The sequence below is a fragment of the Streptomyces sp. GL_140 genome, assembly GCF_057834465.1.
This window is the reverse complement of sequence record NZ_CM174404.1, coordinates 1695737-1719730: the sequence shown is the minus strand read 5'-3', so window position 1 is coordinate 1719730 and position 23994 is coordinate 1695737. Positions and strand designations below refer to the sequence as shown.

The 23994-nt window shown below is 70.7% G+C and carries 23 protein-coding genes; 17 read left to right on the top strand and 6 right to left on the bottom strand.

What is annotated here, in order from left to right; all coding sequences use genetic code 11:
- Positions 1 to 359 precede the first annotated feature (359 nt).
- The 15 genes from pgsA to AC3IYJ_RS07910 all read left to right on the top strand — a co-directional run bounded on the left by pgsA (position 360) and on the right by AC3IYJ_RS07910 (position 15739).
- A complete protein-coding gene (pgsA, locus tag AC3IYJ_RS07980; RefSeq protein WP_489400635.1) occupies positions 360 to 1052 on the top strand; it encodes a phosphatidylinositol phosphate synthase in 693 nt (230 codons plus the stop codon).
- Complete coding sequence (locus AC3IYJ_RS07975; RefSeq protein ID WP_489400634.1) at positions 1052 to 1969, top strand: phosphatidylinositol mannoside acyltransferase; 918 nt, start codon at positions 1052 to 1054, stop codon at positions 1967 to 1969. The genes pgsA and AC3IYJ_RS07975 overlap by 1 nt, the downstream gene beginning before the upstream one ends.
- On the top strand, positions 1966 to 3129 hold the full coding sequence (locus AC3IYJ_RS07970) for a glycosyltransferase family 4 protein (protein ID WP_489400633.1): 1164 nt from the start codon (positions 1966 to 1968) through the stop codon (positions 3127 to 3129). Before AC3IYJ_RS07975 ends, AC3IYJ_RS07970 begins: the two co-directional genes overlap by 4 nt.
- 131 nt (positions 3130 to 3260) lie before the next feature.
- Positions 3261 to 3800: a LemA family protein gene (locus tag AC3IYJ_RS07965; protein WP_489400632.1), complete on the top strand. Its 540-nt coding sequence runs from the start codon at positions 3261 to 3263 to the stop codon at positions 3798 to 3800.
- A gap of 123 nt (positions 3801 to 3923) precedes the next feature.
- Entirely contained in the window at positions 3924 to 4841 is a 918-nt protein-coding gene (gene pdxS, locus AC3IYJ_RS07960) for a pyridoxal 5'-phosphate synthase lyase subunit PdxS (protein WP_384663629.1), read from the top strand.
- A gap of 7 nt (positions 4842 to 4848) precedes the next feature.
- Positions 4849 to 5442: a pyridoxal 5'-phosphate synthase glutaminase subunit PdxT gene (gene pdxT, locus AC3IYJ_RS07955; RefSeq protein ID WP_330295446.1), complete on the top strand. Its 594-nt coding sequence runs from the start codon at positions 4849 to 4851 to the stop codon at positions 5440 to 5442.
- A gap of 57 nt (positions 5443 to 5499) precedes the next feature.
- On the top strand, positions 5500 to 6252 hold the full coding sequence (locus AC3IYJ_RS07950) for a YebC/PmpR family DNA-binding transcriptional regulator (RefSeq protein WP_489400631.1): 753 nt from the start codon (positions 5500 to 5502) through the stop codon (positions 6250 to 6252).
- A gap of 187 nt (positions 6253 to 6439) precedes the next feature.
- Positions 6440 to 6976, top strand: coding sequence for a crossover junction endodeoxyribonuclease RuvC (gene ruvC / locus AC3IYJ_RS07945; protein ID WP_489400630.1), 537 nt, complete (start codon positions 6440 to 6442; stop codon positions 6974 to 6976).
- A complete protein-coding gene (gene ruvA / locus AC3IYJ_RS07940; protein ID WP_489400629.1) occupies positions 6973 to 7605 on the top strand; it encodes a Holliday junction branch migration protein RuvA in 633 nt (210 codons plus the stop codon). The genes ruvC and ruvA overlap by 4 nt, the downstream gene beginning before the upstream one ends.
- 78 nt (positions 7606 to 7683) lie before the next feature.
- Entirely contained in the window at positions 7684 to 8745 is a 1062-nt protein-coding gene (gene ruvB, locus AC3IYJ_RS07935) for a Holliday junction branch migration DNA helicase RuvB (protein WP_489400628.1), read from the top strand.
- 166 nt (positions 8746 to 8911) lie between these two features.
- Entirely contained in the window at positions 8912 to 9379 is a 468-nt protein-coding gene (gene yajC, locus AC3IYJ_RS07930) for a preprotein translocase subunit YajC (RefSeq protein ID WP_489400627.1), read from the top strand.
- 153 nt (positions 9380 to 9532) lie between these two features.
- A complete protein-coding gene (gene secD, locus AC3IYJ_RS07925) occupies positions 9533 to 11329 on the top strand; it encodes a protein translocase subunit SecD (protein WP_489400626.1) in 1797 nt (598 codons plus the stop codon).
- A 3-nt stretch (positions 11330 to 11332) separates the two neighbouring features.
- Complete coding sequence (secF, locus tag AC3IYJ_RS07920) at positions 11333 to 12388, top strand: protein translocase subunit SecF (protein WP_489400625.1); 1056 nt, start codon at positions 11333 to 11335, stop codon at positions 12386 to 12388.
- The gene (locus tag AC3IYJ_RS07915; RefSeq protein WP_489400624.1) at positions 12385 to 12939 is read left to right on the top strand and encodes an adenine phosphoribosyltransferase; all 555 of its coding nucleotides are present in this window, start codon (positions 12385 to 12387) and stop codon (positions 12937 to 12939) included. Before secF ends, AC3IYJ_RS07915 begins: the two co-directional genes overlap by 4 nt.
- A gap of 370 nt (positions 12940 to 13309) precedes the next feature.
- Entirely contained in the window at positions 13310 to 15739 is a 2430-nt protein-coding gene (locus tag AC3IYJ_RS07910) for a RelA/SpoT family protein (protein WP_489400623.1), read from the top strand.
- Between the two features lie 92 nt (positions 15740 to 15831).
- Here AC3IYJ_RS07910 and AC3IYJ_RS07905 read toward each other — a convergent pair whose 3' ends face one another.
- The gene (locus tag AC3IYJ_RS07905; protein WP_489400622.1) at positions 15832 to 17061 is read right to left on the bottom strand and encodes a DUF349 domain-containing protein; all 1230 of its coding nucleotides are present in this window, start codon (positions 17059 to 17061) and stop codon (positions 15832 to 15834) included.
- A gap of 191 nt (positions 17062 to 17252) precedes the next feature.
- Positions 17253 to 18035, bottom strand: coding sequence for a peptidylprolyl isomerase (locus AC3IYJ_RS07900; protein ID WP_489400621.1), 783 nt, complete (start codon positions 18033 to 18035; stop codon positions 17253 to 17255).
- A gap of 166 nt (positions 18036 to 18201) precedes the next feature.
- Here AC3IYJ_RS07900 and AC3IYJ_RS07895 point away from each other — a divergent pair, with 166 nt between their 5' ends.
- On the top strand, positions 18202 to 18912 hold the full coding sequence (locus AC3IYJ_RS07895; RefSeq protein WP_489400620.1) for an MBL fold metallo-hydrolase: 711 nt from the start codon (positions 18202 to 18204) through the stop codon (positions 18910 to 18912).
- A gap of 10 nt (positions 18913 to 18922) precedes the next feature.
- Complete coding sequence (gene hisS, locus AC3IYJ_RS07890) at positions 18923 to 20182, top strand: histidine--tRNA ligase (protein WP_489400619.1); 1260 nt, start codon at positions 18923 to 18925, stop codon at positions 20180 to 20182.
- A gap of 160 nt (positions 20183 to 20342) precedes the next feature.
- Here hisS and AC3IYJ_RS07885 read toward each other — a convergent pair whose 3' ends face one another.
- From AC3IYJ_RS07885 to AC3IYJ_RS07870, 4 genes are read right to left on the bottom strand one after another with little or no spacing between them, the layout of a single operon-like run.
- A complete protein-coding gene (locus AC3IYJ_RS07885) occupies positions 20343 to 20969 on the bottom strand; it encodes a response regulator (protein ID WP_489400618.1) in 627 nt (208 codons plus the stop codon).
- A 13-nt stretch (positions 20970 to 20982) separates the two neighbouring features.
- Positions 20983 to 22206, bottom strand: a complete 1224-nt coding sequence (locus AC3IYJ_RS07880; protein WP_489400617.1) for a sensor histidine kinase — start codon at positions 22204 to 22206, stop codon at positions 20983 to 20985.
- Positions 22182 to 23012, bottom strand: coding sequence for an ABC transporter permease (locus AC3IYJ_RS07875; protein ID WP_489400616.1), 831 nt, complete (start codon positions 23010 to 23012; stop codon positions 22182 to 22184). The genes AC3IYJ_RS07880 and AC3IYJ_RS07875 overlap by 25 nt, the downstream gene beginning before the upstream one ends.
- Positions 23009 to 23890 (bottom strand): ABC transporter ATP-binding protein, encoded by an 882-nt coding sequence (locus AC3IYJ_RS07870; protein ID WP_489400615.1) that lies wholly within the window; start codon positions 23888 to 23890, stop codon positions 23009 to 23011. The genes AC3IYJ_RS07875 and AC3IYJ_RS07870 overlap by 4 nt, the downstream gene beginning before the upstream one ends.
- Positions 23891 to 23994 lie beyond the last annotated feature (104 nt).

Here is a 23994-nt window from a genome sequence, read left to right as displayed (position 1 = left end):
CGGTTGGAGAGGAAATGGGCTCCTTCGAGCTTTGCACTGCCGTCACACCGCGTCCATACGTCGTACCGGAGCCGCTCACCGGGGTGGCCGGGAGACGGGCGGGCACCGGGACGTGCTGGAGCCGTGCGGGAGCTGTGCCATAGGCGTGCCTGAGCTGTGCCTGAGCCGTGCCGGAGCCCCCTCCCCGGGGCGGCCCGCAGGCGCCCTTCGGGGCAGGTCGCAGGGGTGCCGATGGCGGAAGAACGGCCTCCGCGGCGTGAACCAGTGGGTGCGCGGCGCCGATGGGCCGGGGTGCTGGCTACGATGGGCCAGCCGGTGGCCGTGGTGGCCGTGCGGCCCAGCGACCCTCCGGGAAGGCCATGCTGAACAAGTACGCGCGTGCATTCTTCACGCGTGTTCTCACGCCATTCGCCGCTTTTCTGCTCAGGCTGGGAGTGAGTCCCGACGCGGTCACCCTCATCGGCACGGCCGGAGTGGTGGCGGGAGCACTGGTCTTCTTCCCCATGGGCGAGTTCTTCTGGGGCACGATCACCATCACGCTCTTCGTCTTCTCCGACCTGGTGGACGGGAACATGGCCCGCCAGGCCGGCGTCTCCAGCCGGTGGGGCGCGTTCCTCGACTCCACCCTCGACCGGGTGGCCGACGCGGCGATCTTCGGCGGGCTCGCGCTCTGGTACGCGGGCTCCGGGAACAACAACGCCCTCTGCGCGGTCGCGATCTTCTGCCTGGCCAGCGGGCAGGTGGTCTCGTACACCAAGGCGCGCGGGGAGTCGATCGGGCTGCCGGTGGCCGTCAACGGGCTCATCGAGCGCGCCGAACGACTGGTGATCACGCTGGTCGCGGCCGGTCTGTCCGGGCTGGAGACCTTCGGGGTGCCCTCGTGGATCGGCGTACTGCTGCCGATCGCGCTGTGGGTCGTCGCGGCGGGCTCGCTCGTGACGCTGATCCAGCGGGTGGTCACCGTACGGCGCGAATCGGCGGAGGCCGACGCGGCCGCGGCTGCCGCCGCCTCTCCGGGCGCCCCCGCCTCTCCCGAAAGCGGTACGGCCTGATGGGCAAGGCGCAGGACAAGCTGGTCGACGGGCTCTACGGGCTCGGCTGGGCCGGCGTCAAGAAGCTGCCCGAGCCCGCGGCGGCGGCCCTCGGCCGCCGGATCGCGGACTTCACGTGGAAGCGGCGCGGCAAGAGCGTGCTGCGCCTGGAGTCGAACCTGGCCAGGGTGGTGCCGGACGCGACGCCGGAGCGGCTGCGCGAGCTGTCGCAGGCGGGCATGCGCTCCTACATGCGGTACTGGATGGAGTCCTTCCGACTGCCGACCATGGCCAAGGAACGTTTCAGCACCGACGTGGACATGAAGGACGACCACATCCTGCGCGAGGCCCTGGCCTCCGGGCGCGGAGTCGTGGTCGCCCTGCCCCACCTGGCCAACTGGGACCTCGCCGGCGCCTGGGCCGTCACCCACATCGGCGTCCCGTTCACCACGGTCGCCGAGCGGCTCAAGCCGGAGACCCTCTACGACCGCTTCGTCGCCTACCGCGAGAGCCTGGGCATGGAGGTGCTCCCGCACAGCGGCGGCGCCGCCTTCGGCACGCTCGCGCGCCGGCTGCGCTCGGGCGGGCTGGTCTGCCTGGTCGCCGACCGCGACCTGTCGGCTTCCGGGGTGGAGGTCGACTTCTTCGGCTCCGCCGCGCGGATGCCGGCCGGACCCGCGCTGCTGGCGCAGCAGACCGGCGCGGTACTGCTGCCCGCCACCCTCTACTACGGCGCCACGCCCCGGATGTACGGCCGCATCCACTCCCCGGTGGACGTGCCCGAGAAGGGGACCCGGCAGGAGAAGACGGCCGCCATGACCCAGGCGCTCGCCGATGCCTTCGCACAGGGGATCGCCGAGCACCCGGAGGACTGGCACATGCTGCAGCGACTGTGGATCGACGACCTGGAGCCCCAGGGCGAGGAGCGCTCCGCGTGAAGATCGGCATCGTCTGCCCGTACTCGTGGGACGTGCCGGGCGGAGTCCAGTTCCACATCCGCGACCTGGCCGAACACCTGATCCGCCTCGGCCACGAGGTGTCGGTCCTGGCCCCGGCGGACGACGAGACCCCGCTGCCCCAGTACGTGGTCTCGGCGGGCCGGGCGGTGCCGGTGCCCTACAACGGCTCGGTCGCACGCCTGAACTTCGGCTTCCTGTCGGCCGCGCGGGTGCGGCGCTGGCTGCACGAGGGCGTCTTCGACGTGGTCCACATCCATGAGCCGACCGCGCCCTCCCTGGGCCTGCTGACCTGCTGGGCGGCGCAGGGCCCGATCGTGGCCACCTTCCACACCTCCAACCCGCGCTCGAGGGCCATGCTGGCGGCGTACCCGATCCTCCAGCCGGCGCTGGAGAAGATCAGCGCGCGGATCGCGGTGAGCGAGTACGCGCGGCGCACCCTCGTCGAGCACCTCGGCGGCGACGCGGTGGTCATCCCCAACGGCGTGGACGTGGACTTCTTCGCCAAGGCCGAACCGAACCCCTCCTGGTCCGGCCGGACCCTCGGCTTCATCGGCCGCATCGACGAACCGCGCAAGGGACTGCCCGTCCTGATGGCGGCCTTCCCCCGCATCGTCGAGGCGTGCCCGGACGTGCGCCTCCTGGTGGCGGGCCGCGGAGACGAGGAGGAGGCGGTCGCCTCCCTCCCGGCCGAGCTCCGCTCCCGGGTCGAGTTCCTCGGCATGGTCTCCGACGAGGACAAGGCGAGGCTGCTGCGCAGCGTCGACGTGTACGTGGCCCCGAACACCGGCGGCGAGAGCTTCGGCATCATCCTGGTCGAGGCCCTCTCGGCCGGGGCGGCCGTCCTGGCAGCCGACCTGGACGCCTTCGCGCAGGTCCTGGACCAGGGCGCGGCCGGCGAACTCTTCACGAACGAGGACCCCGACTCCCTGGCCGAATCGGCGATCGCCCTCCTGCACGATCCCGAACGCCGCGCAGCCCTCAGCACCCGCGGCTCCGCGCACGTACGCCGCTTCGACTGGTCCACGGTCGGCGCCGACATCCTGGCCGTCTACGAAACGGTGACGGACGGCGCAACCGCGGTGGCGGAGGACGAGCGGGTCCCGCTCCGGACCAGGCTGGGACTTTCGCGCGAAGCGTAGGCGGCACTGCCGCCCGCACCGGCACGCGCGCCGACCCGAGCGCGCCCGCCCGCGCCCGCCCGCGCCCGCCCGCCGAGGGGGCGGGTGCGCGAAAGCGGTGACCGGGCCGATGAAAGGTAAAGTCGCCGCCCGTGATCGAAACCCTTGTCTGGACTGCTCTGGCGCTCGGTGTCGTCGGGGTCTACCTCAGTTGGACCGCCGGGCGGCTCGACCGGCTGCACACGCGGATGGACGCCGCCCGGGCCGCGCTCGACGCCCAGCTCGTCAGGCGCGCCTCCGTGGTGGTGGAGGTGGCCACCTCGGGGGTCCTCGACCCCGCCTCCTCCATCGTGCTGTACGAGGCCGCGCACGCGGCCCGGCAGGCCGAGGAGGAGCACCGGGAGGTCGCCGAGAGCGAGCTGAGCCAGGCGCTGCGCGCGGTGTTCGCCGACGCCGGCCAGGTAGACGCGCTGAAGGCGGCACCGGGTGGGGTGGAGGCGGCCGAGGAGCTCGCGGCGGCGGTCCGCCGGGTGCCGATGGCCCGGCGGTTCCACAACGACGCCGTTCGCGCGGCCCGCGCCCTGCGCAGGCACCGCAAGGTCCGCTGGTTCCGGTTGGCCGGGCACGCGCCGTTCCCGTTGGCCTTCGAGATGGACGACGAGCCTCCGGTGGATCTGGCGGAACGCCCGTAACTTGTACCCAATGGCCAAAATGCGAAGAGCCACCGGCTGCACATTGGCCCTTGCAGTGGACTGCTCCAGAGGGTTTCCTCGGTCCAGTACCACCTGAATCTTCCTTTCGAGTGAGGTCAATCCGTGAGCACGCTTTCTTCCAACCCGCAGTCCGCTGAGTCGGCGATCGGCACCTCCCGCGTCAAGCGCGGCATGGCCGAGCAGCTCAAGGGCGGCGTGATCATGGACGTGGTCAACGCCGAGCAGGCGAAGATCGCCGAGGACGCCGGCGCCGTGGCCGTCATGGCCCTGGAGCGGGTCCCCGCCGACATCCGCAAGGACGGCGGCGTCGCCCGGATGTCCGACCCGAACATGATCGAAGAGATCATCGAGGCCGTCTCCATCCCGGTCATGGCGAAGTCCCGCATCGGCCACTTCGTCGAGGCCCAGGTCCTGCAGTCCCTCGGCGTCGACTACATCGACGAGTCCGAGGTCCTGACCCCGGCCGACGAGGTCAACCACTCCGACAAGTGGGCGTTCACGACCCCCTTCGTCTGCGGTGCCACCAACCTGGGCGAGGCCCTGCGCCGCATCGCCGAGGGCGCGGCCATGATCCGCTCGAAGGGCGAGGCCGGTACCGGCAACGTCGTCGAGGCCGTCCGTCACCTGCGCCAGATCAAGAACGAGATCGCCCGCCTGCGCGGCTACGACAACAACGAGCTGTTCGCCGCCGCCAAGGAGCTGCGCGCGCCGTACGAGCTCGTCAAGGAAGTTGCCGAGCTCGGCAAGCTCCCGGTCGTGCTGTTCTCCGCCGGTGGCGTCGCCACCCCGGCCGACGCCGCGCTGATGCGCCAGCTCGGTGCCGAGGGCGTCTTCGTCGGCTCCGGCATCTTCAAGTCGGGCGACCCGGCCAAGCGCGCCGCCGCCATCGTGAAGGCCACCACCTTCTACGACGACCCGAAGATCATCGCGGACGCCTCCCGCAACCTGGGCGAGGCCATGGTCGGCATCAACTGCGACACCCTCCCCGAGTCCGAGCGCTACGCCAACCGCGGCTGGTAATCACCTCATGACGAACACCCCCGTTATCGGCGTCCTGGCTCTCCAGGGCGATGTACGGGAGCACCTGATCGCCCTGGCCTCGGCTGACGCCGTGGCCAGGCCGGTCCGGCGTCCCGAGGAGCTCGCCGAGGTCGACGCCCTGGTGATCCCCGGCGGCGAGTCCACGACGATGTCGAAGCTCGCCGTGCTGTTCGGCATGCTGGAGCCGCTGCGCGAGCGCGTGCGGGCCGGGATGCCGGTCTACGGCACCTGCGCCGGCATGATCATGCTCGCCGACAAGCTCCTGGACGGCCGTGAGGACCAGGAGACCCTGGGCGGCATCGACATGATCGTGCGCCGCAACGCCTTCGGCCGCCAGAACGAGTCCTTCGAGGCGCAGGTCGACTTCGCGGGCATCGAGGGCGGCCCCGTCGAGGGCGTCTTCATCCGCGCCCCCTGGGTCGAGTCCGTCGGCGCCTCCGCCGAGGTGCTCGCCACATACGACGGCCACACCGTCGCCGTGCGCCAGGGCAACGTGCTCGCCACCTCGTTCCACCCCGAGCTCACGGGTGACGATCGGGTCCACGCGTACTTCGTCGACATGGTGCGCGCGGGGCTGTAACGGCGTCCCGGTAGGATCTGAGGCGAACATTGTTGGTGACGCGAAGGAGACAGGCAGATGTCCGGCCACTCTAAATGGGCTACGACGAAGCACAAGAAGGCCGTGGTTGACGCCAAGCGCGGCAAGCTCTTCGCGAAGCTGATCAAGAACATCGAGGTCGCGGCCCGTATGGGCGGCGCCGACATCGATGGCAACCCGACCCTCTTCGACGCCATCCAGAAGGCCAAGAAGAGCTCGGTGCCCAACAAGAACATCGACTCCGCGGTCAAGCGCGGCGGCGGCCTCGAGGCCGGCGGCGCCGACTACGAGACGATCATGTACGAAGGCTACGGGCCCAACGGCGTCGCGGTGCTCATCGAGTGCCTCACCGACAACCGCAACCGTGCCGCGTCCGACGTGCGGGTCGCCATGACCCGCAACGGCGGTTCGATGGCCGACCCGGGCTCGGTCTCGTACCTGTTCAACCGCAAGGGCGTCGTGCTCCTGCCCAAGGGCGAGCTCTCCGAGGACGACGTCCTGGAGACGGTGCTCGAAGCGGGTGCCGAGGAGGTCAACGACCTCGGAGACCAGTTCGAGATCATCAGCGAGGCCACCGACATGGTCGCGGTCCGTACCGCGCTCCAGACCGCCGGCATCGACTACGACTCGGCCGACTCCAACTTCCTGCCGACCATGCAGGTCGAGCTGGACGAGGAGGGCGCGCGCAAGATCTTCAAGCTCATCGACGCGCTGGAGGACAGCGACGACGTGCAGAACGTCTTCGCCAACTTCGACGTCTCGGACGAGGTCATGGAGAAGGTCGACGCCTGAGCTGCCCCTTGTGGCTAAACCCTCGCCGCTCTCGCGGAGGTGGTCGCTCGCCGTTGGGGTTGCTCAATTGACGGTTGCTGTATTCGACGGGCCGACAGGACACACCCTGTCGGCCCGTCGCTTTGTCAGTGGTGCCCGATAGCCTGCGTAGCTGCACGTACAGGAGATCGAAGGAGGGGGGGTGGGCATGCGCGTGCTCGGTGTTGACCCGGGACTGACCCGATGCGGTGTCGGCGTGGTCGAAGGCGTGGCCGGCCGCCCCCTGACGATGCTGGGCGTGGGAGTCGTACGGACGCCTGCGGACGCCGAGTTGGGGCTGCGGCTCGTCGGCATCGAGCAGGGCATCGAGGAATGGATCGACGAGTACCGGCCCGAAGTCCTCGCCGTGGAGCGGGTGTTCAGCCAGCACAACGTAAGCACCGTGATGGGCACCGCCCAGGCCAGCGCCGTCGCCATGCTGTGCGCCGCGCGCCGCGGACTGCCGGTCGCCCTGCACACCCCGAGTGAGGTCAAGGCCGCCGTCACCGGCAGCGGTCGCGCCGACAAGGCGCAGGTCGGAGCCATGGTCACCCGGCTGCTGCGGCTGCCGGCGCCGCCCAAGCCCGCCGACGCGGCGGACGCCCTCGCCCTCGCCATCTGCCACATCTGGCGGGCCCCCGCCCAGAACCGACTCCAGCAGGCGGTGGCCCGGCACGCCACCACCCTGAAAGGCCGCACCTCATGATCGCCTTCGTCAGCGGCCCGGTCGCCGCGCTCGCCCCCACCCTGGCCGTCATCGAGGTCGGGGGAGTGGGCATGGCCGTGCACTGCACGCCGAACACCATCGCCGGCCTGCGCACGGGCGAGACGGCCCGGCTGGCCACCTCCCTGGTCGTACGGGAGGACTCGCTGACCCTGTACGGGTTCGCCGACGACGACGAGCGGCAGGTCTTCGAGCTGCTGCAGACCGCGAGCGGGGTCGGGCCGAAGCTCGCGCAGGCGATGCTCGGGGTGCACAGCCCGGACGCGCTGCGGCTCGCCGTGTCCATGGGGGACGAGAAGGCGCTGATGGCCGTCTCCGGCATCGGGAAGAAGGGTGCGCAGAAGCTCCTGCTGGACCTCAAGGACAAGCTCGGCGCACCGCTGGGGTCGAGCGGCATGGTCGGTGCGCAGCGTGCGGTGGCCTCCGGCCCGGCGCCGTGGTCGGAACAGCTGTCCGCGGCGCTGATCGGTCTGGGCTATGCCGCCCGGGACGCGGACGAGGCCGTCTCCGCGGTGACCCCCCAGGCGGAGGCCGCCATCGCCGCCGGCGGTTCCGCCCCGGTCCCGCAGCTGCTGCGCGCGGCCCTGCAGACTCTGAACCGGGCCCGGTGACGACCGCCTGCGCGGCGCCCCAGCAGACGGCCCGCACGCGACGGACCACCGCACCACCGAGAAGGCAGACTGAACACCGTGAACTGGGATGACGAGAGCGACGACCGGATCGTCGCAGCCGCGGCGGACGGCGAGGACACCGCCGTCGAGGCGGCCCTGCGGCCCAAGGACCTCGGCGAGTTCGTCGGCCAGGAGAAGGTCCGCCAGCAGCTGGACCTCGTCCTGAAGGCGGCCCGCCAGCGCGGGGCCACCGCCGATCACGTGCTGCTGTCGGGCGCCCCGGGGCTGGGGAAGACCACCCTGTCCATGATCATCGCCGCCGAGATGGGCGCGCCGATCCGGATCACCTCCGGCCCGGCCATCCAGCACGCCGGCGACCTCGCCGCGATCCTCTCCTCCCTACAGGAGGGCGAGGTCCTCTTCCTCGACGAGATCCACCGCATGTCCCGGCCCGCCGAGGAGATGCTGTACATGGCCATGGAGGACTTCCGGGTCGACGTGATCGTCGGCAAGGGTCCGGGGGCCACCGCGATCCCGCTGGAGCTGCCCCCGTTCACGCTGGTCGGCGCGACCACCCGGGCCGGGCTGCTGCCCCCGCCGCTGCGCGACCGCTTCGGGTTCACCGGGCACATGGAGTTCTACGCCCCCGAGGAGCTGGAGCGCGTCATCCACCGCTCCGCGCGCCTCCTCGACGTGGAGATCGACACGGCGGGCGCCGCCGAGATCGCCGGCCGCTCCCGCGGCACCCCCCGCATCGCCAACCGGCTGCTGCGCCGGGTCCGCGACTACGCCCAGGTCAGGGCCGACGGCGTGATCAACCGCGAGGTCGCCGGTACCGCCCTGAAGGTCTACGAGGTGGACGAGCGCGGGCTGGACCGGCTGGACCGGGCCGTCCTGGAGGCGCTGCTGAAGCTCTTCGGCGGCGGGCCCGTCGGGCTGTCGACGCTCGCGGTGGCCGTCGGCGAGGAGCGGGAGACCGTCGAAGAGGTGGCCGAGCCGTTCCTCGTGCGCGAGGGGCTCTTGGCCAGGACCCCCCGGGGCCGGGTCGCGACCCCGGCCGCATGGGCTCACCTGGGACTTGTTCCGCCGATGCAGACCGGTGGCGGATCAAGCGGACAACAGGGGCTGTTCGGGGCCTGACGGCGCGGAGGTTCGCCTCGTCAGGAACTGCGGTGACATGCTGGGCGTTGTTCCATCGGTGCGGACTCGCCTAGACTCCGCCGATGCCGACCCTTACGGTCGGCGTACCCACCCCCCGTAGAAAAGGCCGCGCGCTCGTGCGGTCGATGCGAAGGACCTGCGTCCCTTGAATATCATCTCCCTCCTCCCGTTCTTGCTGATCATCGGCGCGATGTTCCTGCTGACCCGCAGCCAGAAGAAGAAGCAGCAGCAGGCCGTGCAGATGCGCGATCAGCTGACGCCCGGCACCGGTGTCCGCACCATCGGCGGCATGTACGCCACGGTGAAGGAGATCGGTGACGACACGGTCACGCTCGAGGTGGCTCCCGGCGTCCACGCGATGTTCGCGAAGAACGCCATCGGCGCCGTCCTCGAGGACGAGGAGTACAACCGCATCGTCCACGGCGTGAGCGATGATCTGACGATCGACACGCCGGTCGTCCCGGACGACGCGTCCTCCCTGACCGAGGGCGAGGCTCCCAAGCTCGACCTCGGCAAGAAGGACGAGCCCAAGGCCGACGGGCCCGCGGCGCAGGAGCCCAAGGACGACGAGCCCAAGGACGGCAAGTCCGACGGTGAGGCCGGCGCGAAGTAGCGCCCGGCAGGGGGCCGTGCAGGGAGCCTGATCGGCATCCCGGACGGTCCCCGCCAGTGACCCTTCTGCGGGGGGCAGGGGTCCCCACACACATTTCGTGGCCGTCCGCGCGCTGACCCGGCGCGGGACGGTTGGACAGGGAGATACGACAAGGTGGCAGCACCGAAGAAGGGCCGGCGGCCCACGGGGGCTCAGGGGAGGCCGGGGCGTTCCCTGGCCATCATCCTGATCGCGATGGTGGCGCTCACCGCGGGGATGTTCCTCACGAAGCAGACGACGCCGCGACTCGGCATCGACCTCGCCGGCGGTACGAGCATCACGCTCAAGGCCAAGAGCGAGCCCGGCAAGCCGGACGCGATCAACGAGACCAACATGAACACGGCGGTCGGCATCATCGAGCGCCGCGTCAACGGTCTCGGTGTGTCTGAGGCCGAGGTTCAGACTCAGGGCAAAGACCACATCATCGTGAACATCCCCAAGGGGACGAACGAGGAGCAGGCGCGCCAGCAGGTCGGTACCACCGCCCAGCTGTACTTCCGCCCCGTTCTCGCGATGGCTGACGGTGCCCCGATCACCCCCGAGGCCAACGCGAGCGGCTCCCCGAGCCCCACCGCGAGCGGTTCCGGTTCGCCGTCCGCAGGTGCGCCCACCCCGTCGTCCAGCGCCACTTCCCAGGGCCGCGCGCTCAGTGAGGCCCTCAAGGCCCCGAACGCCCCCTCGCCCTCGCCCTCGGCGAGCGCTTCGAAGAAGGCAGACGACAAGGCCACCCCGCCGGCTTCCCCCTCGGCGAGCACTCCGCCGAGCGCCGACCAGGCCGCCGCCGCCGACCTCCAGGCGAAGTTCGCCGCGCTGGACTGCAGCAACGAGACGCAGCGCGCCGCCGTCGGCAAGAACGTCAAGCCCGAGGACCCGACGCTCGCCTGTGGCAAGCGCGGGAACGCATGGGGCAAGTGGGTGCTCGGTCCGGCGCAGGTCGCCGGCACGGACGTGAAGGACGCCAAGGGCGTCATCGACCCGCAGCGCGGCATGTGGATCGTCACGATGCAGTTCACCGACAAGGGCGCCGACAAGTTCGCCAAGATCACCGGTGAGCTCGCCGCCAAGCAGTCCCCGCAGAACCAGTTCGCGATCGTCCTCGACGGCGAGGTCATCTCCGACCCGTCCGTCAGCCAGGCGCTGACCGGCGGCAACGCCGAGATCTCCGGCGGCTTCACCCAGCAGTCCGCGCAGGACCTGGGCAACATGCTCTCGTACGGCGCCCTGCCGCTGTCCTTCCAGGAGGACAGCGTCACCACCGTCACCGCCGCGCTCGGTGGCGAGCAGCTGAAGGCTGGCCTCATCGCCGGTGCCATCGGCCTCGCGCTCGTCGTGATCTACCTGCTGGCGTACTACCGGGGCCTGGCGTTCATCGCCATCATCAGCCTCCTGGTCTCCGGCGTACTGACCTACACGATCATGGCGCTGCTCGGAAAGGGCATCGGCTTCGCGCTGAACCTGCCCGCCGTCTGTGGTGCGATCGTCGCGATCGGCATCACCGCGGACTCGTTCATCGTGTACTTCGAACGCATCCGGGACGAGATCCGCGAGGGCCGCACCCTGCGTCCGGCCGTCGAGCGCGCCTGGCCGCGGGCCCGGCGCACCATCCTGGTCTCCGACTTCGTGTCGTTCCTGGCCGCCGCGGTGCTGTTCATCGTGACCGTCGGCAAGGTGCAGGGCTTCGCCTTCACCCTGGGTCTGACGACCCTGCTCGACGTGGTCGTGGTGTTCCTCTTCACCAAGCCCGTCATGACGCTGCTGGCCCGTACGAAGTTCTTCTCCAGCGGTCACCCGTGGTCCGGGCTGGACCCGAAGCGACTGGGCGCGAAGCCGCCGCTGCGACGTTCGCGTCGTACCGGTTCCGGCGCGGCCGCCGCCACCGTCTCCGCTCCCGTCGACGCAAAGGAGGCGTGAGAGATGTCGAAGCTCGGAGATCTCGGCGCCAAGCTGTACCGAGGTGAGGTCGGCTACGACTTCGTCGGCAAGCGCTTCGTCTGGTACGGCGTTTCCATCCTGATCACCATCACGGCGATCGTGGCCCTGGCCGTTCAGGGCCTCAACATGGGCATCGAGTTCAAGGGCGGGGCCGTCTTCACGACCCCGAAGACCTCGCTCTCGGAGGCCCAGACCCGCACCGCCGCGCAGAAGGCCTCCGGCCACGAGGCGACCGTCCAGAAGCTCGGCACCGGCGGCATGCGGATCCAGATCTCTGAACTGGACACCGCCGCCGCCGCCGAGGTGAAGACCAAGCTCGCGGCCGACCTCAAGGTCGAAGCGGGTCAGATCAACGCGGACCTGGTCGGCCCCTCCTGGGGCGAGCAGATCGCCAACAAGGCCTGGACCGGCCTCGGCGTCTTCATGGTCCTCGTGGTGATCTACCTGGCCATCGCCTTCGAGTGGCGGATGGCGGTCGCGGCGCTCATCGCGCTGATCCACGACCTCACGATCACGGTCGGCGTGTACGCGCTGGTCGGCTTCGAGGTCACCCCGGGTACGGTCATCGGTCTGCTGACCATCCTCGGTTACTCCCTCTACGACACCGTCGTCGTCTTCGACGGTCTCAAGGAGGGCTCGAAGGACATCACCAAGCAGACCCGCTGGACGTACAGCGAGATCGCCAACCGCAGCATCAACGGCACCCTGGTCCGTTCGATCAACACCACCGTCGTGGCGCTGCTCCCCGTCGGGGCGCTGCTCTTCATCGGCGGCGGCCTGCTGGACGCCGGCATGCTCAACGACATCTCGCTGTCGCTGTTCGTCGGCCTCGCGGCCGGTGCCTACTCGTCGATCTTCATCGCGACCCCGCTGGTCGTGGACCTGAAGGAGCGCGAGCCGGCGATGAAGGCGCTGACGAAGCGGGTGCTCGCGAAGCGGGCGGCCGCGGCGGCCAAGGGCGAATCGGCCGAGGACGACTCCGAGGCCGAGGACGCGCCGCAGGTAGTGGCGCAGGGCCGGTCCGGGCGGCGCCGGTGACCGCGGAGCTCTCCACCGAGGTACGGGACCTGCTGCTCAGCCGGATCACGGACGTGGCGGACTACCCGAAGCCGGGGGTGATGTTCAAGGACATCACCCCGCTGCTGGCCGACCCGAAGGCGTTCGGCGCCCTGACGGACGCGCTGGTGGAACTGGCCGCGAAGTACGGGGCGACGAAGATCGTCGGACTGGAGGCGCGGGGGTTCATCCTGGCGGCTCCGGTGGCCGTGCAGGCCGGCATCGGCTTCGTCCCGGTGCGCAAGGCCGGAAAGCTGCCGGGGGCGACCCTCCTGCAGTCGTACGAGCTGGAGTACGGCTCGGCCGAGATCGAGATCCACGCCGAGGCGCTGTGCGCCGAGGACCGGGTCATGGTCATCGATGACGTGCTCGCCACCGGTGGCACCGCCGCCGCTTCGCTGGAGCTGATCCGGCGGGCCGGGGCGGAGGTCGCCGGGGTCGCGGTCCTGATGGAGCTGTCGTTCCTGCCGGGCCGCGAGCGGCTGCTTCCGGCGCTGGGGGATGCCCCGCTCGACGCGCTGATCGTGGTCTGACGACGCTGCCTACGAAGCGGGCGTGCTCGGGTTCGTCCCGGGCACGCCCGCTTCGGCGTGCGCGGGCCGCTGCGCGGGGCCGTCCCCGACCCGCCCTTCCACCGTTCCCCGGGCTCCGCCCGGACCCGGTCCTCAGACTCCCCCAGCTACCGCTGGGAGGTGCCCCCTGGACGGGCTGGAATTTCCGGCCCGTCCGGCGTTTGAGGACCGGGGTCTGGGGCGGAGCCCCAGCAGCGGACCGGAACCGCCGAGGCGGAGGCTCGAGGGAACGTGGGGGCGCAACCCTCGCTACGATGGGTTGTCCGGACCGGAACACGGGCACCGGATCCTCCCCCACACTCCGTGCGGGGGGACCCCCTGAGGAGCGCTCTTGCCAGACGAGGTCCAGCCAATCCCCGCCGCGCAACCCGACCCGCAGCCCGAGGCGATCGCGGCGGCCCCTGCCACGCCCTCGCCGGCGCCCGCGCCGCCGGCCAGGCCCGTGCCCGCGAAGTCGGCCGGGTCCTCCAACCGGGTTCGGGCACGGCTGGCCCGCCTGGGCGTCCAGCGTTCCAACCCGTACAACCCGGTCCTGGAACCGCTGCTCCGCATAGTCCGCAGCAACGACCCGAAGATCTCCACGGAGACGCTGCGCCAGATCGAGCAGGCGTACCAGGTCGCCGAGCGCTGGCACCGCGGGCAGAAGCGCAAGAGCGGCGACCCGTACATCACCCACCCGCTCGCGGTGACGACCATCCTCGCCGAGCTGGGCATGGACCCGGCGACGCTGATGGCCGGGCTGCTGCACGACACCGTCGAGGACACCGAGTACGGGCTGGAGGACCTGCGGCGCGACTTCGGCGACGCGGTCACCCTGCTCGTCGACGGGGTCACCAAGCTCGACCGCGTCAAGTTCGGCGAGGCCGCCCAGGCCGAGACCGTCCGCAAGATGGTCGTGGCCATGGCCAAGGACCCCCGGGTCCTGGTCATCAAGCTCGCCGACCGCCTGCACAACATGCGCACGATGCGCTACCTCAAGCGGGAGAAGCAGGAGAAGAAGGCCCGCGAGACCCTCGAGATCTATGCCCCGCTGGCGCACCGGCTGGGCATGAACACGATCAAGTGGGAGCTGGAGGACCTCGCCTTCGCGATCCTCTACCCCAAGATGTACGACGAGATCGTGCGGCTGGTGGCCGAAAGGGCACCCAAGCGGGACGAGTACCTCACCGTCGTCACCGACGAGGTGATGGCCGACCTGCGGGCCGCCCGCATCAAGGCCACCGTCACCGGGCGCCCCAAGCACTACTACAGCGTCTACCAGAAGATGATCGTACGGGGCCGCGACTTCGCGGAGATCTACGACCTCGTCGGCATCCGCGTCCTCGTGGACACGGTGCGGGACTGCTACGCCGCCCTCGGTACGGTGCACGCGCGATGGAATCCGGTCCCCGGCCGGTTCAAGGACTACATCGCGATGCCCAAATTCAACATGTACCAGTCGCTCCACACGACGGTCATCGGACCCAGCGGCAAGCCGGTCGAGCTCCAGATCCGCACCTTCGACATGCACCGCCGCGCCGAGTACGGCATTGCCGCGCACTGGAAGTACAAGCAGCAGACCGTCGCCGGCACCTCGAAGGTCCGTACCGACGTCCCGCAGGCCGCCAAGGGCAGCGTGGGCCACGACACGGTCAACGACATGGCCTGGCTGCGCCAGCTGCTGGACTGGCAGAAGGAGACCGAGGACCCGAGCGAGTTCCTCGACTCGCTGCGCTTCGACCTCTCGCGCAACGAGGTCTTCGTCTTCACGCCCAAGGGCGACGTCATCGCGCTGCCGGCCGGCGCCACCTCCGTGGACTTCGCGTACGCCGTCCACACCGAGGTCGGCCACCGCACCATAGGAGCGCGGGTCAACGGGCGGCTCGTGCCGCTCGAATCCACCCTGGACAACGGCGACCTGGTCGAGGTCTTCACCTCCAAGGCCGAGGGCGCCGGCCCGTCCCGCGACTGGCTGGGCTTCGTCAAGTCACCCAGGGCCCGCAACAAGATCCGCGCCTGGTTCTCCAAGGAGCGCCGCGACGAGGCGATCGAGCACGGCAAGGACGCCATCGCGCGGGCCATGCGCAAGCAGAACCTGCCGATCCAGCGCATCCTCACCGGCGACTCGCTCGTCACCCTCGCGCACGAGATGCGCTACCCCGACATCTCCTCGCTCTACGCGGCGATCGGCGAGGGCCACGTGGCCGCGCAGGGCGTCGTACAGAAGCTGGTGCAGGCCCTCGGCGGCGAGGACGCGGCCAACGAGGACATCGAGGAGAGCATCGCCCCGGTCCGGGGCCGCAGCAAGCGGCGCGGGAACGCGGACCCGGGCGTGGTCGTCAAGGGCGTCGACGACGTGTGGGTCAAGCTGGCCCGCTGCTGCACGCCGGTCCCCGGCGACCCGATCGTCGGGTTCGTCACCCGGGGCAGCGGCGTATCGGTCCACCGCAGGGACTGCGTCAACGTCGACTCGCTGTCGCAGCAGCCCGAGCGGATGCTGGAGGTCGAGTGGGCCCCCACCCAGTCCTCCGTCTTCCTGGTCGCCATCCAGGTCGAGGCGCTCGACCGGTCCAGGCTCCTGTCGGACGTCACCCGGGTCCTGTCGGACCAGCACGTGAACATCCTCTCGGCGGCCGTCCAGACCTCCCGCGACCGGGTGGCCACCTCCCGGTTCACCTTCGAGATGGGTGACCCGAAGCACCTGGGACACGTCCTGAAGGCCGTCCGGGGCGTGGAGGGCGTCTACGACGTCTACCGCGTCACCTCGGCCCGCAGGCCGTAGCGGCGAGCCGCGCAAGACCGCCCCGTACATGACGAGGGCCCCGGTACTGGAATCAGTACCGGGGCCCTCGTCACGTACGGGGCGGACCCGAATCAGCCGCCGAACTCCTCGAGGCCCTTCAGCGCCTGGTCCAGCAGGGCCTGACGGCCCTCCAGCTCCCGGGACAGCTTGTCGGCCTTGGAGTTGTTGCCCTGCGCGCGCGCCGCGTCGATCTGGCCGCGGAGCTTGTCGACCGCCGCCTGCAGCTGACCCGTCAGGCCGGCCGCACGGGCCCGCGCCTCCGGGTTCGTACGGCGCCACTCGCCTTCCTCGGTCTCCTGGATGGCCCGCTCGACGGCGTGCATCCGGCCCTCCACCTTGGGACGCGCGTCCCGCGGTACGTGGCCGATGGCCTCCCAGCGCTCGTTCAGCGAGCGGAACGCGGCGCGGGCCGCCTTCAGGTCGGTGATCGGGACGAGCTTCTCGGCCTCGTCGGCCAGCTCCTCCTTCAGCTTCAGGTTTTCCACCTGCTCGGCGTCGCGCTCGGCGAAGACCTCGCTGCGCGCCGCGAAGAACACGTCCTGGGCGCCGCGGAAACGGTTCCACAGGTCGTCCTCGGACTCGCGCTGCGCACGCCCCGCGGCCTTCCAGTCCTCCATCAGCTCGCGGTAGCGCGCCGCGGTCGGACCCCAGTCGGCCGACTTCGAGAGCGCCTCGGCCTCCGCGACCAGCTTCTCCTTGACCTTGCGGGCGTCCTCGCGCTGCGCGTCGAGCGAGGCGAAGTGGGCCTTGCGGCGCTTGGAGAAGGCGGAGCGGGCGTGCGAGAAGCGGTGCCACAGCTCGTCGTCCGACTTGCGGTCGAGGCGGGGGAGACCCTTCCAGATGTCCACCAGCGCCCGGAGCCGCTCGCCCGCGCTGCGCCACTGGTCGCTCTGCGCCAGCTGCTCGGCCTCGGCGACCAGCGCGTCCTTGGCCGCACGGGCCTCGTCCGTCTGCTTGGCCTTCTGGATCTTCCGCTCCTCGCGCCGCGAGTCCACGGTCGACACCAGCTTGTCCAGCCGGCCGCGCAGCGCTTCGAGGTCACCCACGGCGTGGTGCTCGTCCACCTGCGTGCGCAGGTGCTCGATGGCGGTCTGGGCGTCCTTGGAGGACAGATCGGTGGTCCGTACTCGTCGTTCGAGGAGGCCGATCTCGACCACCAGGCCCTCGTACTTGCGCTCGAAGTAGGCCAAGGCCTCCTCCGGGGTGCCCGCCTGCCACGATCCGACGACCTGCTCGCCATCGGCAGTACGCACGTACACGGTGCCGGTCTCGTCGACTCGGCCCCACGGGTCGCTGCTCACAGCGCCTCCTCCACCTGATGCCTTGCGAGGGGTTCACCCCCTGGGCATCGTCCACAGTTTCCTGGGGCGGGCCGCGCCCGCCCTGCACAACGCCAACATAGGCGACCGCCGGGCCGGCTGTCCGCATCCAGCACGACGGAATATCGACGTACGGGTGCGGCGCCGGCCGGGCCCGGGGCGCCCGGTCCCCGTCAGTTCTGGGTGACGGTGCCCTTCTCGATGGTCACCGGGGTCTTCGGCGCGCCGTCCGAGCCGCCGTCGGCCGTACCGGCCTTGGCCACCTCTTCGAGCACCTTCAGACCGGCCGCGTCGATCTTGCCGAAGGGGGTGTACGAGGGGGCCAGCGGGCTGTCCTTGTAGACCAGGAAGAACTGGCTGCCGCCCGAGCCGGGCTGACCGGTGTTGGCCATCGCCACGGTGCCCGCCGGGTAGATCACCTGACCCTGGTCGTTCGCCTTGCCCAGCGAGTCGAGGTTCTCGTCCGCGATGGTGTAGCCGGGGCCGCCCATGCCGGTGCCCTGGGGGTCACCGCACTGGAGGACGAAGATCCCGCTCGTCGTCAGACGGTGGCACTTGGTGTTGTCGAAGAAGTTCTTGTCGGCGAGCGACTTGAACGAGTTGACCGTCTGCGGGGTCTTCGCCGCGTCCATCTCGAACTTGACCTCACCCGCGCTCGTCTTCAGGTCGAAGGTGTACTTCGCCTTGGCGTCGATCGCCATCGCCGGCGAGGGGGACTGCTTCGGCGTCGGCGAGGCCGACGGGTTCGCCGCCGGATCGGCCGCCTCGTTCTTCTTGTCCTTGTCGAAGACGCCGCCCACCACGAGGCCGACCAGCGTGGCGACGACCACGGCCACCACCGCCCCGACCACGGCCATCCGCTGTCGCGTCCTGCGCCGCGCTTCGGCACGCCGCTTCTGCTGGCGTTCGTACTTCTCTCGGGCGAGCTGGCGCCGCCGCTGATCGCTCGTGACCACCGGGTCGTCTCCTTGTGCGTATCTGGTACCACTGTCCGGGCTGGGTTAGGCCGTACCGTATATGGGTTCGCTGTGTAATGAGCGGCGCCGGTAGGCTCTGAGCAGCGACCTTCCGACCTTCGGCGGCCGCCGAAGCTCCCGCCGGACGACGATTTGAGGGACGAACGTGCTGATTGCCGGGTTCCCCGCCGGGGCCTGGGGGACCAACTGTTACGTGGTCGCCCCCGCCGCCGGCGAGGAGTGCGTCATCATCGACCCTGGCCACCAGGCCACCAGGGGTGTCGAGGAGACGCTGAAGAAGCATCGGCTCAAGCCCGTCGCGGTCGTCCTGACCCATGGCCACATCGATCATGTGGCCTCCGTGGTCCCGGTGTGCGGAGCACACGACGTACCGGCCTGGATCCACCCCGCGGACCGCTTCATGATGAGCGACCCGGAGAAGGCCCTCGGCCGCTCCCTGGGAGCCCAGCTCATGGGCGAGCTCACGGTGGGGGAGCCCTCCGAGGTCAAGGAACTCACCGACGGCGCGAAGCTCGCCCTGGCGGGCATGGAGCTCACCGTGTCGCACGCCCCCGGCCATACGCCGGGGTCGGTGACCTTCGGGATGCCCGGGGCCGCGGACATCCCTCCGCTGCTGTTCTCGGGCGACCTGCTCTTCGCCGGCTCCATCGGACGCACCGACTTCCCCGGCGGCAGCCACGCCGACATGCTCGAGTCGCTGGCCCGCGTGTGCCTGCCGCTCGACGACTCGACCGTGGTGCTGCCCGGACACAACGAGCACACGACCATTGGCCGTGAGCGCGCCACCAACCCGTACCTGCGGCAGGTGGCCGCCGGCCTGGGAGACGGTTTCACGTCTCCACGACGAGGAATGTGACGAGAGTTTCGTGAGTACTTTTCAGGCCCCCAAGGGCACGTACGACCTGCTGCCGCCCCGCTCGGCCACCTTCCTGGCGGTGCGCGAGGCCATCGCCGCGCCCCTGAAGAACTCCGGCTACGGGTACGTCGAGACCCCCGGCTTCGAGGACGTCAAGCTCTTCTCGCGCGGTGTCGGCGAGTCCACCGACATCGTCAGCAAGGAGATGTACACCCTCACGACCAAGGGCGGCGACGAGCTCGCGCTGCGCCCCGAGGGCACCGCGTCCGTGCTGCGCGCGGCGCTCCAGGGCAACCTGCACAAGCTCGGCGGCCTGCCCGTCAAGCTCTGGTACTCCGGCTCCTACTACCGCTACGAGCGGGCGCAGAAGGGCCGTTACCGCCACTTCTCCCAGGTCGGCGCCGAGGCGATCGGAGCCGAGGACCCGGCGCTGGACGCCGAGATGATCATCCTGGCCGACCAGGCGTACCGCTCGCTGGGCCTGCGCGACTTCCGGATCCTGCTCAACTCGCTGGGCGACAAGGAGTGCCGCCCGGTGTACCGGGAGGCACTCCAGGCGTTCCTGGGCGGGCTGGACCTGGACGAGGAGACCGTGCGCCGGGCCGAGATCAACCCGCTGCGCGTGCTCGACGACAAGCGCGACGACGTGCAGAAGCAGCTGGTCGGGGCCCCGATGCTGCGGGACTACCTGTGCGACGCGTGCAAGGCGTACCACGAGGAGGTCCGGGCGCTGGTGACGGCGGCCGGGGTCGTCTTCGAGGACGACGAGAAGCTGGTCCGCGGGCTGGACTACTACACGCGGACCACCTTCGAGTTCGTCCACGACGGTCTGGGCTCGCAGTCGGCGGTCGGCGGCGGCGGCCGCTACGACGGCCTCTCCGAGATGATCGGCGGGCCGGCGCTGCCTTCGGTGGGCTGGGCGCTGGGCGTCGACCGTACGGTGCTGGCGCTCGAAGCCGAGGGCATCGAGCTGGACATCCCCGCCGCGACCTCCGTGTTCGCGGTGGCGCTGGGCGGGGCGAAGCCGGTGCTGTTCGGTCTGGTGACCGAGCTGCGGCGCGCCGGTGTCGCGGCGGACATCAGCTACGGGGGCAAGGGCCTCAAGGGTGCGATGAAGGACGCGAACCGCAGCGGGGCGCGGTTCGCGGTGGTCGCGGGCGACCGTGACCTCGAGGAGGGCGTGGTCCAGCTGAAGGACATGGAGTCCGGGGAGCAGACGCCGGTCGCCGTGGCCGATCTCGTGGACACGGTCCGCGCGAAGCTGGCCTGACGGTCGCTGCCGCCTGTGGGGGCGGGTGCGGGGGAGCCGCTGTACGGAGCTCTCCCCGCCCCGCCCTTTCGCCGTTCCCTGGGGCTCCGCCCCAGACCCCGCGCCTCAAACGTCGACGGGGCTGGATTTTGCCCGGCGAGGCTGGATTGCCCCGGCCCCGCTACAGCAGGCCGTGCCGCATGGCCGTGGTCACCGCCGCCGTGCGGTCCGTGACTTCCAGCTTCGCGAAGACGCGCAGCAGATGGGTCTTGACCGTGGACTCGGCCACGAACAGCTGCCGCCCGATCTCCGCGTTCGTCGCGCCCCCCGCGACCAGCCGCAGGACCGACACCTCCCGCTCCGACAGCCGCGGGCGCTCCGGGCGGGTGCGCAGGCGGTCGACCAGGCGGCCCGCCACCGAGGGGGCCAGGACCGTTTCGCCGCGCACGGCAGCCCGTACCGCCTCCGCCAGTTCCGCCCGCGCCATGTCCTTCAGCAGGTAGCCCGCCGCCCCCGCCTCCACCGCCCGCAGGATGTCCCGGTCGTCCTCGTACGTCGTCAGGACCACCACCCGCACCGGCAGCCCGGCCGCGGTGATCCGGGCGATGGACTCGACGCCGTCGCCGCCCGGCATCCGCAGGTCCATCAGGATCAGGTCGAGGCCGGGGAGGAGCTCCGCGGCCAGTGCCTCCGCCTGGGGACCGTTCGAGGCCTCCGCGACGACCTCCAGGTCGGGCTCCGCGCTGAGCATGCCGCGCAGGCCCTCCCGTACCACCGGGTGGTCGTCGGCCAGCAGGATGCGGATCATGTCGTACGGCTCCTCAGCGGATCGGGAGTGTCACGGTGACGGTGGTGCCGGTGTGGGCCGCGCTGTCGATCGAGGCCGTGCCGCCCACCTCCGCCGCGCGGGCGCGCAGTCCGCGCAGGCCGTAGCCCGGGGCGGGGGCCGTCGGGTCGAAGCCCCGTCCGGTGTCCTTGACCGTGACGGTCAGCTCGGCGTCACCGTAGGCCAGGGAGAGCGAGCAGCGGGCACCGGGACCGGCGTGCTTCGCGGCGTTGGCCAGGGATTCCTGGCAGGACCGCAGGGCCACCACTTCCAGCGCCGCCGCCAGCGGCCGGACCTCCCCGGTCACCGAAGCGGCCGCGGGCGGGTCCTGCCGGGCCGCGAGGCGGCGTACGGCATCGGGCAGGGAGCCCGCGTCCAGGTCGGCGGGGGCGCCGCCCGAGACCAGGGACCGGGCCTCGGCCAGGTTCTGCCGGGCGGTGACGGCCATCAGCTCCAGGTGCCGGTGGGCCTGCTCCGGGTCCGTGTCGAGCTCGGACTGCACGGCCTGGACCAGCATCAGCAGACTCGTGAAGCCCTGGGCGAGGGTGTCGTGGATCTCGCGGGACATGCGCTCCCTTTCGGCGTGGGCCCCCTGGGCGGCGGACAGCCGGGCCACCTCCTCCCGGCTGGCGTCGAGTTCGGCGATCAGGGAGGCCCGTTCCTGGCTCTGCTGGATGATCCGGGTGATCCAGGCGCCGATGAAGGCGGAGAAGACGAAGGTGACGAACGCGCCGAGGGCGCTCACGAACACGTCGTGACCGGGGGGCCGCCACAGCACCGCCCAGCCGGCCACCGGCGCCAGCGCGACCAGGGCCACCGCGGCCACCGCCCGGCGCACCGGCAGCAGCATGAAGCAGGGGGGAACGAGCGCGAAGGCGGCCAGCCGGGCCTCGCCGACGAGGACGGCGGCCGGCAGGAACAGCGCCAGGTTCCCGGCCAGGTAGCGCAGTGACTCCCGGGGCCGGGCGTCGGGCTCCTGCAGGAGCAGCGGGCGCCCGGCCCACACGTACCAGGGGGCGAGCGGCACGATCAGCGCGACGGCGAGGAGCCGGTAGCCGGCCGCCGGGAATCCGGCGGCCGACACGAAGGCCACGGTGGCGACCCACACCAGCCCGAAGTAGAGGTCCCACGGCCCGAAGGCGCGGTCCCAGACGTGGGCCTCGCGCGCCCCGGTCGTCGTCGCCGTGAAGCCCTTCAGCCGTCGCGGTGGTTCTTCCACTTGAAGGTCAGCAGACACAGGACCAGCCCTCCGACGACCCAGGCCCCCAGGACCAGGGCGACCTTTCCATACTCCCAGCTGCCCGCCTGCTCCAGGACGGCCGCGGATTCCGGCAGGAACACCCCGCGCAGCCCCTGGCACATCCACTTCAGCGGGAACAGCGCGCCGATGTTCAGCAGCCAGTCCGGGATCTGGTTGATGGGGATGTAGACGCCGGAGATGAACTGGAGGACCAGGAAGGGCAGGACGACCACCGAGCTCGCGCTCTTGCCGGACTTGGGCAGGCTGCTGATCGCGATGCCGAGCAGCGCGCAGCCGGCCAGGCCGAGTACGAAGATCCAGGCGAAGGTGAGCCATTTCGCGGCGGAGGTCGGCAGGTCCAGGCCGAAGAGCGTGGCTCCGACGAGCAGCAGGATCGCGGTCTCGGCGATTCCGGTGGCGAGCACCATCCAGACCTTGCCGAGGAAGTACGCGGCCGGCGGCATCGGGGTTCCGCGCAGCCGGCGCAGCACCTTCTCGTCGCGTTCGACGGCGATGGAGATGCCGAGCGACTGGAAGCTGGTGGACATGATGCCGGCGGCGACCATGCCCGCCGCGTAGAGCTGGGAGGCGGTGATCCCGGTCCCCTCCACGGTGCCGCTGAAGATCGAGGCGAAGAGGGTGAGGAAGACGATGGGGAAGGCGAAGGTGAAGATCACCGAATCGCGCTGGCGGGCGAACTGCTTGATCTCCAGGGCCCCGCGGCTCAGGCCCAGGGCCCAGGCGCCGGGCAGGGCCGCCGCGGCCTTCGTGACGTCGGTGCTCATCGGGCTTCCTCCGGCTGCTGAGCGGTGGCGGGTACGAGCTGTCCCGTGAGGCGCAGGTACACGTCCTCCAGGGTGGGGCGGCCGATCTTCAGGCCGGGGATCTCGCCGTCGAAGCGGGCCATGAGCTCGGCGACGGTACGGGTGGGGGTCTCGGTGGAGACGCTGCGCGAGGTGCCGTCGGCCTCGGTCCACTCGACGGTGGCGCCGGTGCCGAAGCGGGAGCGCAGTCCGGCCGGCTCGCCCTCGGCGACGACCTTGCCGTTCGCGATGACCGCGAGGCGGTCGGCGAGGGCCTCGGCCTCCTCCAGGTAGTGCGTGGTGAGCACGATGGTGGTGCCCTCGGCGGAGAGCAGCCGGATCAGGTCCCAGAACTGGCGGCGGGCCGCCGGGTCGAAGCCGGTGGTCGGCTCGTCGAGGAGGAGCAGTTCGGGGTTGCCGATGACGCCGAGCGCCACGTCGAGCCGGCGCCGCTGGCCGCCCGAGAGCGACTTCACGCGCTCCTCGCGCTTGTGCTCCAGTCCGACCAGGGCGATGACCCCGGCCGGGTCGCGCGGGGCCGGGTAGTAGCGGGCGAAGTGCTCGACCGTCTCCCGTACGGTCAGTTCGGCGGGCGCCGACTCGTCCTGCCAGACGATTCCGACGCGCGAGCGCCAGGCCCGCCCCGCGACGGCCGGGTCCGAGCCGAGCACGCTGACCTCGCCGCCGTCCCGTTGGCGGTGGCCCTGGAGTATTTCCACCGTCGTGCTCTTGCCGGCGCCGTTGGGCCCCAGGAGTCCGAAGACCTCGCCCTGCCGGATCGTCAGATCAAGTCCGTCCACCGCGGTGACCTCGCCGTACTGCTTGCGAAGCCCCCGCACCTGCACCGCGTTTCGTGTCATGTCTCAAATGGTGTGGCGGAACGCGCCCGACCGGTCCCCCCGTGCGTACCTCCTTATGTCCACCGAACGGTGGACACCTGGATCCGTACGGCACAATGGCCGGT